We start from the raw sequence: 13,638 nt of genomic DNA, 5'->3' as shown, positions 1-13,638 counted from the left end.
TGCGCGCGCAGGCTCGCCTTCCACGTCCCGCACGAATGCCGCCATGGAACTTGCCGCTCGCACTACCGCCACCATCATTCCGTGCCTGCGTTACCGCGACGCGCCAGCGGCGATCGACTGGCTCTGCCGTGCATTCGGCTTCCAGCGCCATGCGGTGTACCAGGACGGCGACATCGTCCACCACGCGCAGCTGGTGTTCGGCAACGGCATGGTCATGCTGGGCTCGGTGCAACCCGGGCAATGGGGCGCGAACATGATCCAGCCCGACGAGGTGGGCGGGCTGGAAACCCAGAGCGCCTGCGTGATCGTGATCGACGCCGATGCCCACTACGCCCGCGCCAAGGCCGCCGGCGCACAGATTGTCATCGAGATCGCCGATCAGGAGTACGGCGGCCGTGGCTATGGCTGCCGTGATATCGAAGGCCATGTGTGGTGGTTCGGCAGCTACGACCCGTGGCAGGCGCCGGCCGCGCCCTGAGCCGGCACAATAGCGCTTTGCGTGGACCCGCTCTGCATGGATGACCTGTTTTCCAGCACTGCCCGCTCGCCGTCCGGCTTCCACGTCGGCATCGGCGGCTGGACCTATGCGCCGTGGCGCGGTGGTGCGTTCTATCCGCCCGGGCTGGTGCAGCGGCGCGAGCTGGAGTTCGCCAGCCGCCAGCTGACCAGCATCGAGATCAACGGCACGTACCACGGCACCCAGAAGCCGGCGATCTATGCCGGCTGGCGCGATGCCACGCCGGAGGGCTTCGTGTTCTCGGCCAAGGCGCCCAAGCGCATCGTCACTGCGCGCAAGCTGGCCGCCACCGGCGCGCAGGTGGAGGACTTCATCGACGGCATCAGCCACCTCGGTGACCGGCTGGGGCCGCTGCTGTGGCAGTTCGAGGCCGGCCGTGCGCTGGAGCCGGACGACTTCGCCGCCTTCCTCGCGTTGCTGCCGAGGGAGGTCAACGGCCGCCGCCAGCGGCACGCGCTGGAGGTGCGTGATCGCGGCTTTTTCAATACCGGACTGGTCGCACTGGCCCGCCAGCACGGCATGGCGCTGGTCTATACCGACTCGGACGCACACCCCAATGCCGCCGACCTGTGCGGCGACTTCGTCTATGCGCGGCTGATGCGCAGCCGCGACGTCCACGCCAGCGGCTACCCGTTGCCGGAACTGGCACAGTGGGCCGAGCGCGCCCAGCGCTGGCGACAAGGCGCCGCGCCTTCGGATCTGCCGTACCTGCAACCAGCCGATACCGCCGTCGCTACGCCGCGCGAGGTGTTCCTCTACTTCATCAGTGCCGCCAAGCATCGCAATCCGGCCGCGGCGCAGGCACTGTTGCGGCTTCTGGAGAAAAAGTGACGGAACCAGCACAGCGACCGGGCGATGCATCGGCGACAATTCGCCCATGCCGATGACCGACACCCGCAAAGCCCTGCTGCAAATCCATTTCTGCGTGCTGCTGTGGGGCGTGACGGCCATCCTCGGCAAGCTGATCACCCTGCCCGCGCTGCCGCTGGTGTGGTGGCGGATGCTGCTGGTGGTGGCGATGCTGGCCGTGCTGCCGCGGGTATGGCGCGGGCTGTCGGCGTTGAACACGCGGCTGGTGCTGGGCTATGCCGGCATCGGTGCGCTGGTGGCGCTGCACTGGCTGACCTTCTACGGCGCGGTGAAGCTGGCCAACGCCTCGGTGGCGGCAACCTGCATCGCACTGGCGCCGGTGTTCACCTCGATCATCGAGCCGTGGATCGCGCGTCGCCCGTTCCAGCTGCGCGAACTGGCGCTGGGCGTGGTGGTGCTGCCGGGCGTGGCGCTGGTGGTCGGCGGCGTGCCCGATGGCATGCGCCTGGGCGTGGCGGTGGGCGCGCTGTCGGCGCTGCTGGTGGCGATCTTCGGCTCGTTCAACAAGCGCATGGTCGGCCATGCCGATCCGCTGACCGTGACCGCACTGGAGCTGGGTGCCGGCACCCTGACCCTGACCCTGCTGGCGCCACTGCTGCCGTTCCTGCTGCCGGCGCTGGCCAGCGACCTGCTGGTGATGCCGGACCTGCATGACGGCGTACTGCTGCTGGCCCTGTCCGGGCTGTGCACGCTGCTGCCGTTCGCCCTGGCGCTGGTCGCGCTGCGCCACCTGAGTGCCTACACGGTGCAGCTGGTGACCAATCTGGAACCCGTCTACGCGATCGTGCTGGCGATGCTGTTCCTGGGCGAGCAGCACGAGCTGTCGGGCCAGTTCTATCTGGGTGTGGCGATCATCCTCGGCGGCGTGTTCCTGCACCCGCTGCTCAACCGCTGGCGACCGGCAGCCGCGACCCGCTGAGTCCGGGCGACTGGCGCGGTCTCAATCGGCGACCACCACCCGGTCGCGGCCCTGCGCCTTGGCCTGGTACAGCGCGACATCGGCACGGCGCAGGGTGTCACTTGGGGTTTCCCCGTCACGGTGCACGGCCAGCCCGATGCTGACCGACACCGGCAGACCGATCGGCAGCAGCCGCACCGCTTCGCGCAGGTATTCGCATTGCAGCTGGGCCTGTTGCAGCGGCGTGTCCGGCATCAGGATCACGAACTCCTCGCCACCGAACCGCGCCGCCATGCCGCGTCCGGAAAACTGCGCACGCAGCACATCCGCTAATTCGGTCAGCACCCGGTCACCCTCGCCGTGGCCGTGGATGTCGTTGACCATTTTGAAATGGTCGATATCGACGATGGCCACCGCCGGCGCCCCCTCGCCGGGAGATTCGATCAAGGCCGACATGGCCGCGGCCAGTGCGCGGCGGTTCGGCAGACCGGTCAGCGGATCGGTGCGGGTCTGTTCGGACAGCTCCAGGTTGGTCTGCTCCAGCTGCCGGTAGTACTCGGCCAGCCGCGCTTCGTACCAGTCCTGCTCCTGCTGGTGATGATCGATCTGCAGCCGCAGCAGGCGCATTTCCATCATCCGGCTGACCTGCCGCGCCAGCGCACGCAGGGCCTCGGCCTGCGGCGTGCCCAGGTGCGCGGGCAGCGCATCGAACACGCACAGGGTGCCCAGCGGATGGCCTTCACTGCTCAGCAGCGGCGCGCCGGCGTAGAAGCGGATGTTGGGACCCCCGACCACCGCCGGGTTGCCGCAGAAGCGCGCATCAAGGCGCGCATCCGGAACCACGGTCAACTGCCCGGGCTGCAGGATGGCATGGGCGCAGAAGGCGTCATCACGCGCGGTCTGCTCGCCCTCCAGCCCCTGCAGCGACTTGAACCACTGGCGGTCGCGGTCGATCAATGTCACCGCCCCCATCGACGTGCCGCACAGCGTGCGGGCGATGCTGACCAGGTCTTCGAATTCCTGCTCGCGGGCGGTGTCCAGGATCCGGTAGCGCTGCAACGCCGCCAGACGCTCGGCTTCGTTGGCGGGAAGTGGCGGTTTGATCATGCGGAGTTTCCCGTCCTGCGCAGGCCAAGGCAACGCGCAAGAGTCTAGCTTTACCGCGCGAAGGCCGCGGCAAGCCGGTCATACGTCACCAGTCGGTCTGCTGCGGCAGCAGGCCACGCAGCTCCTGCTCGGTGAGGTTGCGCCACTGGCCGGGCTTGAGCACGCCGAGCTTGATGTTGTCGATGCGCACGCGGCGCAGCTGGGTGACGCGGTAGCCGAACTCGGCGGCCATCAGCCGGATCTGCCGGTTCAGGCCCTGCTCCAGGATGATGCGGAAACCGAACTTGGCAATGCGCGAGGTCCGGCACGGCAAGGTCATCTGGTTGTGGATGCGCACGCCGCGGGCCATGCCACGCAGGAATTCATCGGTGACCGGCTTGTTGACCGCGACCAGGTATTCCTTCTGGTGGCCGTTCTCGGCGCGCAGGATCCTGTTGACGATATCGCCGTTGCTGGTCATCAGGATCAGGCCTTCGGAATCCTTGTCCAGACGGCCGATCGGAAAGATGCGCTGTTCGTGGCCAACGTGGTCAACGATGTTGCCGTTGACCTCGGTATCGGTGGTGCAGGTGATGCCGACCGGCTTGTTCAGCGCGATATAGACATGGCGGCGGCCGGTGCTCTTGTGCACGGTACGGGCACGCAGCGGCTGGCCATCGACCAGTACCTGGTCACCCTCGCCTACCACCGCGCCGGTGCCGGCGACGACGCCGTTGACGGTCACGCGGCGCGCAGCCAGCAGGCGGTCGGCCTCGCGGCGCGAACAGAAGCCGGTTTCGGCGATGTGCTTGTTGATTCGGATTGTCATTGGCGGATTATCCGCCATTGCCACACCACCGAACAGCGCGGCTCAGGCCACATCCAGCTCGGTACGCGCATCGACCACCCGGTTACGGCCGCCGCGCTTGGCCCGGTACATCGCGATATCGGCGCGGCGCAGCAGGGCGGCCACGCCATCATCGCTGTCCTGCAATTCCGCCAGACCAATACTGGCGGTGACCTGCAGCCCCTCATGGCGCAGCTCCTGCGCCTTGAAGGTGATCTTCTCGCGCAGATTTTCCATCCGCGGCAAGGCGATGTCGGCGCCGCAGCCCGGAAGCAGCAGCAGGAATTCTTCGCCGCCCATGCGGATCACATCGAACTTGCCGCGTACGCCACTGGCCAGCACCCTGGCCACCAGCACCAGCACCTCGTCGCCGACATCGTGGCCGTAACGGTCGTTGATCTGCTTGAACAGGTCGATATCGATGAAGCCGATCGACAACGGCTGCCTCGTGGCCCTGGCGGCGGTGATGTAGTGCTCGAGCTGGCGCAGGCCGGCGCGCCGGTTCGGCAGTCCGGTCAAGGTGTCGGTGTCGGCCAGGTGGCGCATCTCGTCGCGCTGCTGCCGCAACTGGCCGAGGCTGCGGTTGACGCCGTAGGCATACATCATCAGGAACCAGGTCACCGACAGCTGCACCGCCTCGACCCGGAACCGCATCAGATCGCTGCTGCCAAACAGGCCCATCAGCGCCATCAGCAACAGCGGCACCACCGCGGCGATGCCCTCCACCGCCCGGCGGTCACCGCGGCGCAGCGACACCACGCCGGCGACCAGCACCAGCACGCAGACCAGCGCGAATAGCGGATCCAGCGTCCCCGCCAACCAGGTCAACACCGCCCAGGGCAACAATGGCGTGAGCAGCACCAGCACCAGCGTCAGCTGCGCCAGTCCCCGTACCCACAGCCGTGAGCCCGGCCAGATCCGCAATCCCCCACACATGCGCCACAGCACCCAGCCCATCACCACGATGCTCAGCATCGATGTGGACACCAGCCACCAGTGGGCAAAGCCGGTTACCGGCAACCATGGGCGCGGATAGCCACTCAATCCGCTGAGCACTGCCTGCCAGATCACCAGCAATGCGGTAGCCACGGTGTAGACGAGGAAATCACGGTCGCGGGTGGTGATGAAACCCATCAGCGCCGACAGCGCCAACGCCAGCGCAATGGCGATACAAGCGGTACGGAGCAGCAGCCGCTGGGTATCGATCTGCTGCATCGGGCTGGGTGCGCCCAGCCGCACGGTCGGTATCCAGTGCGCCTTGAGCTGCCGCTCCCAGGCCACGCGGATGGGCTCGACATCGCCTTTGACCGGCACCATCACCATGCCCACGCCCGCTCTGAACCGTGAATCACGGGTGCGCGCATCCTGCATGTGGCCGCAAACCTGGCGGTTGCGATGCGAGATCATCACCTCGCCGGCAAACACGTTGAATACTTCCACCGCCTGCGGTGTACCGGGCCAGCCGCCCGTCGGCGGCGGAATCTCGATGCTGTTGCTGAATCGCGCGCGTGCTTCCGCGGAGCAGGCCCGCTCCGGAGCAGGATCACTGCCGGCCGCGCCGACCAGCAGGTAATCACGGTCCAGATGCACCGGCGACTGCTTGGCCAGCACACTTGCGGTCGTGCACAGAAGCGCCAGCAGCATGGCTGTCCACGCCATCCCCTGTCGCCAGCCAGCTGCATTCCGGGCACCTGCCATCATCTTCCTCTCGCACAACTCCGCATGCGCGGGCCGATTATCGCAGGAACCGGGCGATCTGACGCATGCGCGGACACGGCCATCGTGCAGGCCTGCCTGCCACTATCCCGTCAACGTAAACGCAACAGCCCCGGAAGACCGGGGCTGCGGGGTGTCTGCGGATCGATCAGCCGTTGCGCGGACCACGTGGCTTGAAGCCTTCACGACGCGGACCACCGGGACGCCCGGCCGGCCGCGGGCCCTTGTTGAAGCGCGGCCGGGAGGCCGGGGCCGCACTGTCACCCAGCTCTTCGCCCGCCTCGACCCTGCGCATCTGCAGCTGCTGGCCGGACACCCACACCTTCTTCAGGTGCTGCAGCACGTCGTTGGGCATGTCGGCCGGCAGATCCAGTACCGAGTGGCCGTCGTGGATATCGATGCGGCCGATGTAACGGCTTTCCAGCCCGGCCTCGTTGGCGATGGCTCCGACGATGTTGGCCGGCTTCACCCCATGCATGTGCCCCACCTCGATGCGGTAGGTCTCCATGCCGAACTCCGGCGCGCTGCGCGGCGGCATCTCGCGGCGCGGGCGCGGCTCGAAATCGCCTTCGCCACGCGGAGCACGCTCGAAACGGGCCGGACGCTCGCCACGCTCGTCACGACGCGGGAAGCCGCCGTCGCGGGCGGGACGCTCGTTGCGGCCGGCAACCGGCTCACGGCGCTCACGCACCGGCGGCGCCAGCAGGAACGGGGCATCGCCCTGCAGCAGCTTGGCCAGCGCGGCGGCGATGTCGATCGCCGGCACGTTGTTCTCGCTCTCATAGCGCTGCACCAGATCACGGTAGAAATCGGTGTCGCCCGACGCCATCGCCTGGCTGATGCGCTCCAGGAACTTGCTGACGCGGTGGTCGTTGACCGCATCCACGCTCGGCAGCTGCATCTCTTCGATCGGCTGGCGGGTGGCGCGCTCGATCGAACGCAGCATGCCCTTCTCGCGCGGGGTGACGAACAGGATCGCCTCGCCGCTGCGACCGGCACGGCCGGTACGACCGATGCGGTGCACGTAGCTTTCGGTGTCGTACGGGATGTCGTAGTTCAGCACGTGGCTGATGCGCTCCACGTCCAGTCCACGCGCGGCCACGTCGGTGGCGACGAGGATATCGAGCTTGCTTTCCTTCAGCTGCTGGATGGTGCGCTCGCGCTGGGCCTGCTGCATGTCGCCGTTGATCGCGGCCGCGGCCATGCCACGCGCCTGCAGCTTCTCGGCCAGTTCCTCGGTGCCGGCCTTGGTGCGCGCGAAGATGATCATCGCGTCGAACTCTTCCACCTCCAGGATGCGGGTCAGTGCATCGAGCTTGTGCATGCCCGCCACCCACCAGTAACGCTGGCGGATATTGGCCGAGGTGGTGGTCTTGGAGGCGATGGTCACTTCCACCGGGTCGTGCAGGTAGGTCTGCGCGATGCGGCGGATGGCCGACGGCATGGTGGCCGAGAACAGGGCTACCTGGCGCTGCTCGGGCAGCTTCTTGAGCACGGCTTCGACATCGTCGATGAAGCCCATGCGCAGCATCTCGTCGGCTTCGTCCAGCACCAGCGTCTTAAGCTCGGACAGGTCCAGCGTGCCGCGATCCAGATGGTCGATCACGCGGCCGGGGGTACCGACCACCACATGCACACCGCGTCGCAGCGCCGACAGCTGCTGGCCGTACGGCTGGCCGCCGTACACGGGCAGCACGCGGAAGCCGGGCATGGCCACCGAATAGCTCTGGAACGCCTCGGCCACCTGGATGGCCAGTTCGCGGGTCGGTGCCAGCACCAGCACTTGCGGCTTGGTGGCGGACAGGTCGATATTGGACAGCACCGGCAGCGCGAAAGCACCGGTCTTGCCGGTACCGGTCTGCGCCTGGCCAAGCACGTCACGGCCTTCCAGCATCGCCGGAATGGTGGCGGCCTGGATCGGGGACGGCGTCTCGTAGCCGACGTCGGCTACCGCCTTCATCACAGGCTCGGAAAGACCGAGATCTGCGAACAGCAGCGGTGCGGGGGATTCTTGGGACATGGGTAACTCCGGGGGCACCGCCGCGAACGGGCGGGCGAAAAGACGCATATTGTGCGCCCAAACCCCCCGTGCTGTCGCGGGTTCGCCCATCCCCGTTCAGCTGGCGCAGGCACTCGGCCCCCACCACGCCCCGCAGGTAGCGCACAATATGCCCCGCTTTTTATCGTGAACGCCATGCAGACCATCGATTTCGAACTTGACCGCGACTACGTCGAGCTCAAGCAACTGCTGAAACTGACCGACCTGGTCGCCAGCGGTGGCGAGGCCAAGATGATCATCGGCGAGGGCCATGTGCAGGTCGATGGCGTGGTCGAACTGCGCAAGGCCTGCAAGATCCGCGCAGGCCAGCAGGTACAGCTGGGCGAGGTCCTGATCCGGGTGCTTTGAAGCCGGAGGCAGGAAGCGAGGAACGGGAGCGGCCGATGCCGGCACAGCCGCAATGGCGGGGCTACTGCTGAAACTGTGGCAGTGGCTGTGGTTCTTGCCCGTTGCCCGCGCGTCCCAACCCGTTTCTAGCTCCCGCGCTGGGTCAGGTGGGCGGCGATCAACTTCCTGAACGGAACCATCCCGTGCGCGGCACGCAACGCCGCACCGCGCAACAGTCGCGCCGGCCGCCGGCTGTCGTTGTAGAGCGTGACGATGGCGTTGGTCGCCTCGTACAGCGGCCGTGATGCCAGCCGGTGGCCGCGCTCATAGGCCTCCAGCAGCCGCGCTGCGCCGATGTCGCCACCACTGGCCAGCGCCCGCTGCAGCTGCTGCGCCAGGCGGTGCGCGCTGTGCAGGCCGAGGTTGAAGCCATGCGCAGTCACCGGGTGCATGCCGACCGCCGCATCACCGACCAGCGCATAGCGCGGGCCGACGAAGCGCCTGGCATAGACGCCGACCAGCGGATACACATGGCGCGTACTGCACAGCTGCATCTGCCCCAGCCGCTGTTCGAAGAAACCGGTCACCGCCTGCCCGAACTGCGCCTCGTCCATCGCCATCAACGCCTGGATCTTCGCCGGTGGCAGGGTGATGACCGCGGACGCCTGGTTTTCAGGCAGCGGCAGCATCGCCAGCGTGCGCTCGTAGCCGAACCACTCCCATGCCTCGTGGTGGTGCGGCCGCTCGCACTGCAGCCGGCACACCAGCATCGACTTGCCGAAATCCCGCATCTGCGCGCCGATGCCCATCATCCGCCGGGTCGCCGAGAAGCGGCTGTCGGCGGCGACCACCAGCCGCGCGGCCAGTTGCCGGCCATCGGCCAAGGTCACCGTGTTGGCGTCGCTGCCGGGCACGATGGCGGTGACCGAGGTGCCGTCGATCAGCTCCACCCCGGGCTGGCCCTGTATCGCCTCCCATGCCGCCCGCCGGATCAGATGGTTGGGCAGCAGCCAGCCCAGCTCCTCCACCTGCTCGCGCTCGGCGGAAAAGCCCAGAGCAAACGGCGAGGTTCCGTTCATCACCCGCGCACTGCGCAGTGGCGACACCGCGGCAGCGTCGATCCGCTGCCAGATACCCAGGGACTGCAGGATCCGCCGTGACGAATGGGTCAGCGCGATTTCACGGCCATCGAAGCCCGGTACCGCCAACGCGCTGGCAGGCTGCTGCTCCACCAGCGCCACGGACAGCCCGCTGTCGGCCAGGCCACGGGTCAGGCACAGCCCCGCCGGGCCCGCGCCCACCACCAGTACATCCACGTTCTGCATTGCACTTTCCCGCCAACGGACAGAGCACGCAGCGTAGGTGCGCAGCCTGCGACAGGCCTTGATCTGGATCAGCCAGCGTGGATTCCGCTGGCAATCTTCCACCTGCCACACACGCCCGTCGGGCGCTGCCGGCACATGCCCCGACTCGGCAAGATCAGTTGCCGGTGGTCCGGATGCTGTAGCCGGAAACCCGCCAGACCTGATCCTCATCCAGCCGGAACGACACCAGTTCGCGCACCGGCTGGGCGCTGTTGCTGAAGCGGGTGGGCAGGCTGACGTTGATGTAGAGCCCTTCCGGCACCTGTGCGCCGGCGGGGTACTGCACCCGGGTGATCGAGGGCTGTCCGCGTGACAGCAGCGGTCCCAGCCGGTCGCGTTCCGCCCGCACCGTTTCAATGAACAGCGCGCGACCGGCCGCCTTGTGCGCCACCACCGAGGCACCGTCCCACACCTGTCCGGCATCGCCGCGATCCAGCAGCTGCACCACCTGCTGCGCGGCGCGGGACATATCCGCGTCCTGCCGGTCCTTCCGCACCTGTTGCGCGGACGTCGGCGCGGGTGGCAGCTGCGCCGTGGTCGGGGGTGCGGTCTGCGCGGCCACAAGGCCGGCCTGCAGACCCAGGAAAAAAACCATCAACCGGCTGCTGCGCCGCATGCCCCGCTCCCTATCGTGTGCCGCAAGTGGCAGGCTCAGCGGATCGTCGCCGCCACCGGAGCGGGCCGATCACCCGTCGTCGCGGTCTCGGCCGGCAGCGGTGGCAAGGTCAGCAGCGCGGTGTCGATCTCCGACAGCGGGCTCTCGTCCGGGCAGGTCTCGTCAGGGAATCCGAAACGCTCCTTCAGCGCCTGGCCGCAGGCGTTCACCGCTTCCAGATCGGCACCCTCGGCCTTGCAGTCGCGATCGAAGGCGAGCAGGAAGGCATCCTTGCGGCGGACGAAATCATCGCCGCACTTGCGCATCTGCTTGATCCGCTCCAGATCATCCTGCACCGCATTGGTGCCATCGAGCCCGAACTGCTTGAGCTCCCCGGTGCTGAGCAGGCGCACGCTGCGATTGGGCACGGTCATCATCAGGTCGGCCACGCCCACCGCCACGCCATTGCGCTGCAGGTAGTCCTTCACGTTGTCGTAGACCTCCTGCAGCTCCTTGTTCAACTCCGCGCGCGAGGTGGCGGTGGAACTGATGCGCATCATCCGGTGGATGCCGACCTGCCCGGAGATCAGGCGGTTGTCGCCGGCGGCCAGCACGAACACGCAGGCGCTGTGGCAGATCGAGCCTTCCCGCACCCAGACCGTCCAGCCGGACTCACCGATGCTGTCACCGGCGACGATCGCCGCTTCCACCTGGCCGCCGCTGGAATCCAGATCCAGGATGCGCCGGTCGATATCCATCGCATCGGCCACGATCGCCAGCCGCGTCATCAGCGCGGCGAAGGACGGATTGATCTTGCCGGCATAGCGCAACCGCAGCAGGCCACGCTCGGTGCAGGGCGCCAATGCGGCCTCGATGGTGCTGCGGTCCAGTGCCTCCAGCGCGATGCCGTCGCCGGCCTCGCCGCCATAGTCGGTGTCGCAGCTGATCCAGGCCTGGCCGCTCTCCAGCACCACCTCCGGCCAGTCACGGTCCTTGGCCGGTACCGCCACCGGCGCCGGCCGCGGCACATCGGTGACATTGATCGACACCATGTGGTCCCCGTCTGCGGCCTGTGCCACGGTCGGTTCGGCCACGGTTTTCCTGTCCTGTTCCTGTGGATTGCAGGCCAGCAGCCCGACACACAACAACGGCGACCACCAGAATCTGGGCAACATGGAGAGCAATCGAATCCGTGTTACGGCGCAACAGGCGCCGGAAAGTGTGAATAGTCTAGAACGCAATGACGGCGCCACTGCAATCGGGCCTAAACAACGATCCGTCATGAACATTGCTGTCCGGAAATGACCAGTGCCGGCCCCGGTGCCGTTCTAGACTGGCGCCATGCACAGCCCCGCCCTGCCCAGCCATGATCAATGTGAACAGGCGCGCCTGTCCCGTGACGCGCGCTTTGACGGGCTGTTCTTCACCGCCGTACGCAGCACCGGCATCTACTGCCGGCCGGTATGCCCGGCGCCGGTTCCGCGCAAGGACAATGTGAGCTATTACCCCAGTGCCGCCGCGGCGGCCGCGGACGGCTATCGGCCCTGCCTGCGCTGCCGGCCCGAGCTCTCGCCCGATGACGCCTGCCTGCTGCAGGACCGCACCCTGAACCACGCCCTTGCCCTGCTCGGCGAAGGCATCCTGCAGGACCGTCCGGTCAGCGCGCTGGCCCAGGCGCTGCACCTGAGCCCGCGCCAGCTGCAGCGGCTGTTCGTCGCCCGCCTCGGCGCCACGCCCGCGCAGCTGCACGCCACCCGGCGCATCCTGCTGGCCAAGCAGCTGCTGACCGAAACCACGCTGCCGGTCACCCAGGTAGCACTGGCGGCCGGTTTCAACAGCCTGCGCCGCTTCAACAGCGCCTTCCGCAGCGGCTGCGGCATGCCGCCCAGTGCCCTGCGGCGGCAGCAGGCAGGCGTCGCCGGAGGTGAACCGGTACTGCGGCTGGCGTACCGACCACCGCTGGATTTCGCCGCAATGCTGGCCTTCCTGCGCAAACGCGCCATCCCCGGTATCGAGCAGATCGATGCGGACAGCTACCGCCGGGTGATCGTCCACGACGGCCACGCCAGCCTGATCCGGATCAGCGCCGCTCCCGGACGCCACGAGCTGCGACTGCAACTGGGTGCCAGCGATCCGCGCGCGATTCCCGCCATCGTCGCGCGGGTACGGCGGATCTTCGACCTGGACGCCAATCTGGACGCGGTGCACGCCTGCCTGATGCGCGACCCGTTGCTGGCGCGCGGTATCGCCGAACGCCCCGGCCTGCGCGTGCCCGGCGGCTGGGACGGATTCGAGGTTGCGGTGCGCGCGGTGCTCGGCCAGCAGGTCAGCGTGGCGGCGGCCACGACGCTGGCACGGCGGCTGGTGGAGCGGTTCGGCGGCCATCTCGACGGCCTGCCCGGGGGCCTGGACCGCCAGTTCCCGTTACCCGCCGATCTGGTCGATGCACCGCTGGAGTCCATCGGCCTGCCGCATACCCGCGCCGCGACCGTACGCGCCCTGGCCCGTGCCTGTGTCGAGGGCCGGCTGCAGTTCAGTCGCGCGCAGACGCTGGAGCACTTCGTCCAGCAGGCCACCGCCCTGCCCGGCATCGGCGCGTGGACCGCGCACTACATGGCGTTGCGTGCGCTGGGCCTGCCCGATGCGTTCCCTGCCGGCGACCTCGTCCTGCAACAGGTACTCGGCGAAGGCCAGCGTCTGGGCGAACGCGCCACCGAAGCCCGCTCGCAACCGTGGCGCCCCTGGCGCGCCTATGCCGTGCTGCACCTGTGGCATCTGGCCGCCACCGCCGAAAGCCCCCCATCTTCCACATCCGTCGACACGCCGGAGAACCCGTCATGAGCCCCCTGTACTACGACCGTTTCGACAGCCCGATCGGCCTGCTCACCGTGGCCGCCGACGACCAGGGCGTGCGCCACATCCTGTTTGCCAGCAACCGCCACGACGCCCGCGGCCGCGAGCACTGGCAGCACGATCCGGATGCGGTGGCCGAACCACGGCGGCAGCTGCTGGAATATCTGCACGGGCAGCGCCGCCAGTTCGAGCTGACGCTGGCACCGGTCGGCACCGACTTCCAGCTGCTGGTTTGGCACACGCTGGCGCAGATTCCATTCGGCACGACCTGGAGCTACCGGCAACTGGCCGAGCGCATCGGCCGGCCCACTGCAACCCGCGCAGTCGGCGCCGCCAATGGCCGCAACCCGCTGCCACTGGTGCTGCCCTGCCACCGGGTGATCGGCCACAACGGCACGCTGACCGGTTTCGGCGGCGGCCTGCCGACCAAGGCCGCATTGCTGCGGCTGGAAGGCATCGACGCGGCCGGAAACCGAGGAGCCGATCTGTTTGCCTGAGTCTCCGGC

At 67.9% G+C, this 13,638-nt stretch carries 13 protein-coding genes; 6 read left to right on the top strand and 7 right to left on the bottom strand.

Features of this window, described 5'->3' with window-relative positions:
- Window positions 1–43 precede the first annotated feature (43 nt).
- The 3 genes from ACSBPQ_RS06060 to ACSBPQ_RS06050 are packed head-to-tail and all read left to right on the top strand — an operon-like array spanning window position 44 to window position 2,306.
- Complete coding sequence (locus ACSBPQ_RS06060) at window positions 44–478, top strand: VOC family protein (RefSeq protein ID WP_442684135.1); 435 nt, start codon at window positions 44–46, stop codon at window positions 476–478.
- 36 nt (window positions 479–514) lie between these two features.
- Window positions 515–1,348, top strand: coding sequence for a DUF72 domain-containing protein (locus tag ACSBPQ_RS06055; protein WP_442684134.1), 834 nt, complete (start codon window positions 515–517; stop codon window positions 1,346–1,348).
- A gap of 46 nt (window positions 1,349–1,394) precedes the next feature.
- A complete protein-coding gene (locus ACSBPQ_RS06050) occupies window positions 1,395–2,306 on the top strand; it encodes a DMT family transporter (RefSeq protein ID WP_442684133.1) in 912 nt (303 codons plus the stop codon).
- A gap of 21 nt (window positions 2,307–2,327) precedes the next feature.
- Here ACSBPQ_RS06050 and ACSBPQ_RS06045 read toward each other — a convergent pair whose 3' ends face one another.
- The 4 genes from ACSBPQ_RS06045 to ACSBPQ_RS06030 form a co-directional block, all read right to left on the bottom strand.
- On the bottom strand, window positions 2,328–3,392 hold the full coding sequence (locus tag ACSBPQ_RS06045) for a GGDEF domain-containing protein (RefSeq protein ID WP_442684132.1): 1,065 nt from the start codon (window positions 3,390–3,392) through the stop codon (window positions 2,328–2,330).
- 85 nt (window positions 3,393–3,477) lie between these two features.
- Window positions 3,478–4,200: a pseudouridine synthase gene (locus tag ACSBPQ_RS06040; protein ID WP_442684131.1), complete on the bottom strand. Its 723-nt coding sequence runs from the start codon at window positions 4,198–4,200 to the stop codon at window positions 3,478–3,480.
- A 42-nt stretch (window positions 4,201–4,242) separates the two neighbouring features.
- Window positions 4,243–5,862: a diguanylate cyclase gene (locus ACSBPQ_RS06035; protein WP_442684130.1), complete on the bottom strand. Its 1,620-nt coding sequence runs from the start codon at window positions 5,860–5,862 to the stop codon at window positions 4,243–4,245.
- A gap of 220 nt (window positions 5,863–6,082) precedes the next feature.
- On the bottom strand, window positions 6,083–7,954 hold the full coding sequence (locus tag ACSBPQ_RS06030; RefSeq protein ID WP_442684129.1) for a DEAD/DEAH box helicase: 1,872 nt from the start codon (window positions 7,952–7,954) through the stop codon (window positions 6,083–6,085).
- A gap of 174 nt (window positions 7,955–8,128) precedes the next feature.
- Here ACSBPQ_RS06030 and ACSBPQ_RS06025 point away from each other — a divergent pair, with 174 nt between their 5' ends.
- Entirely contained in the window at window positions 8,129–8,341 is a 213-nt protein-coding gene (locus ACSBPQ_RS06025) for an RNA-binding S4 domain-containing protein (protein WP_442684128.1), read from the top strand.
- Between the two features lie 125 nt (window positions 8,342–8,466).
- On the opposite strand, the gene ubiM is transcribed toward ACSBPQ_RS06025, so the two are convergent.
- The 3 genes from ubiM to ACSBPQ_RS06010 all read right to left on the bottom strand — a co-directional run bounded on the left by ubiM (window position 8,467) and on the right by ACSBPQ_RS06010 (window position 11,454).
- The gene (ubiM, locus tag ACSBPQ_RS06020) at window positions 8,467–9,645 is read right to left on the bottom strand and encodes a 5-demethoxyubiquinol-8 5-hydroxylase UbiM (RefSeq protein WP_442684127.1); all 1,179 of its coding nucleotides are present in this window, start codon (window positions 9,643–9,645) and stop codon (window positions 8,467–8,469) included.
- Window positions 9,646–9,799: 154 nt separating this feature from the next.
- Window positions 9,800–10,279: a DUF4019 domain-containing protein gene (locus ACSBPQ_RS06015; RefSeq protein WP_442684126.1), complete on the bottom strand. Its 480-nt coding sequence runs from the start codon at window positions 10,277–10,279 to the stop codon at window positions 9,800–9,802.
- A gap of 56 nt (window positions 10,280–10,335) precedes the next feature.
- On the bottom strand, window positions 10,336–11,454 hold the full coding sequence (locus ACSBPQ_RS06010) for a hypothetical protein (RefSeq protein WP_442684125.1): 1,119 nt from the start codon (window positions 11,452–11,454) through the stop codon (window positions 10,336–10,338).
- A 166-nt stretch (window positions 11,455–11,620) separates the two neighbouring features.
- On the opposite strand from ACSBPQ_RS06010, the gene ACSBPQ_RS06005 reads away from it, so the two are divergent.
- Together ACSBPQ_RS06005 and ACSBPQ_RS06000 are read left to right on the top strand one after the other, a co-directional pair.
- The gene (locus tag ACSBPQ_RS06005; RefSeq protein WP_442684124.1) at window positions 11,621–13,120 is read left to right on the top strand and encodes an AlkA N-terminal domain-containing protein; all 1,500 of its coding nucleotides are present in this window, start codon (window positions 11,621–11,623) and stop codon (window positions 13,118–13,120) included.
- Window positions 13,117–13,629, top strand: a complete 513-nt coding sequence (locus tag ACSBPQ_RS06000; RefSeq protein WP_442684123.1) for a methylated-DNA--[protein]-cysteine S-methyltransferase — start codon at window positions 13,117–13,119, stop codon at window positions 13,627–13,629. The genes ACSBPQ_RS06005 and ACSBPQ_RS06000 overlap by 4 nt, the downstream gene beginning before the upstream one ends.
- Window positions 13,630–13,638 lie beyond the last annotated feature (9 nt).

It is taken from the genome of Stenotrophomonas sp. JC08 (assembly GCF_052180205.1).
In the GTDB taxonomy this organism is placed as follows: Bacteria; Pseudomonadota; Gammaproteobacteria; order Xanthomonadales; family Xanthomonadaceae; genus Stenotrophomonas.
Note: the sequence above shows the minus strand (reverse complement) of the source record. Positions and strands in the feature narration are given on the sequence as shown.

Excerpts from the sequence above, each read along its gene's own strand:
- ACSBPQ_RS06060 (WP_442684135.1), top strand. The coding sequence starts at position 44 with ATGGAACTTGCCGCTCGCACTACCGCCACCATCATTCCGTGCCTGCGT.
- ACSBPQ_RS06025 (WP_442684128.1), top strand. The coding sequence starts at position 8,129 with ATGCAGACCATCGATTTCGAACTTGACCGCGACTACGTCGAGCTCAAG.
- ACSBPQ_RS06000 (WP_442684123.1), top strand. The coding sequence starts at position 13,117 with ATGAGCCCCCTGTACTACGACCGTTTCGACAGCCCGATCGGCCTGCTC.
- ACSBPQ_RS06040 (WP_442684131.1), bottom strand. The coding sequence starts at position 4,200 with ATGACAATCCGAATCAACAAGCACATCGCCGAAACCGGCTTCTGTTCG.
- ACSBPQ_RS06030 (WP_442684129.1), bottom strand. The coding sequence starts at position 7,954 with ATGTCCCAAGAATCCCCCGCACCGCTGCTGTTCGCAGATCTCGGTCTT.
- ACSBPQ_RS06035 (WP_442684130.1), bottom strand. The coding sequence starts at position 5,862 with ATGCTGCTGGCGCTTCTGTGCACGACCGCAAGTGTGCTGGCCAAGCAG.
- ACSBPQ_RS06015 (WP_442684126.1), bottom strand. The coding sequence starts at position 10,279 with ATGGTTTTTTTCCTGGGTCTGCAGGCCGGCCTTGTGGCCGCGCAGACC.
- ACSBPQ_RS06050 (WP_442684133.1), top strand. The coding sequence starts at position 1,395 with ATGCCGATGACCGACACCCGCAAAGCCCTGCTGCAAATCCATTTCTGC.
- ACSBPQ_RS06010 (WP_442684125.1), bottom strand. The coding sequence starts at position 11,454 with ATGTTGCCCAGATTCTGGTGGTCGCCGTTGTTGTGTGTCGGGCTGCTG.
- ACSBPQ_RS06055 (WP_442684134.1), top strand. The coding sequence starts at position 515 with ATGGATGACCTGTTTTCCAGCACTGCCCGCTCGCCGTCCGGCTTCCAC.
- ACSBPQ_RS06005 (WP_442684124.1), top strand. The coding sequence starts at position 11,621 with ATGCACAGCCCCGCCCTGCCCAGCCATGATCAATGTGAACAGGCGCGC.
- ACSBPQ_RS06045 (WP_442684132.1), bottom strand. The coding sequence starts at position 3,392 with ATGATCAAACCGCCACTTCCCGCCAACGAAGCCGAGCGTCTGGCGGCG.
- ubiM (WP_442684127.1), bottom strand. The coding sequence starts at position 9,645 with ATGCAGAACGTGGATGTACTGGTGGTGGGCGCGGGCCCGGCGGGGCTG.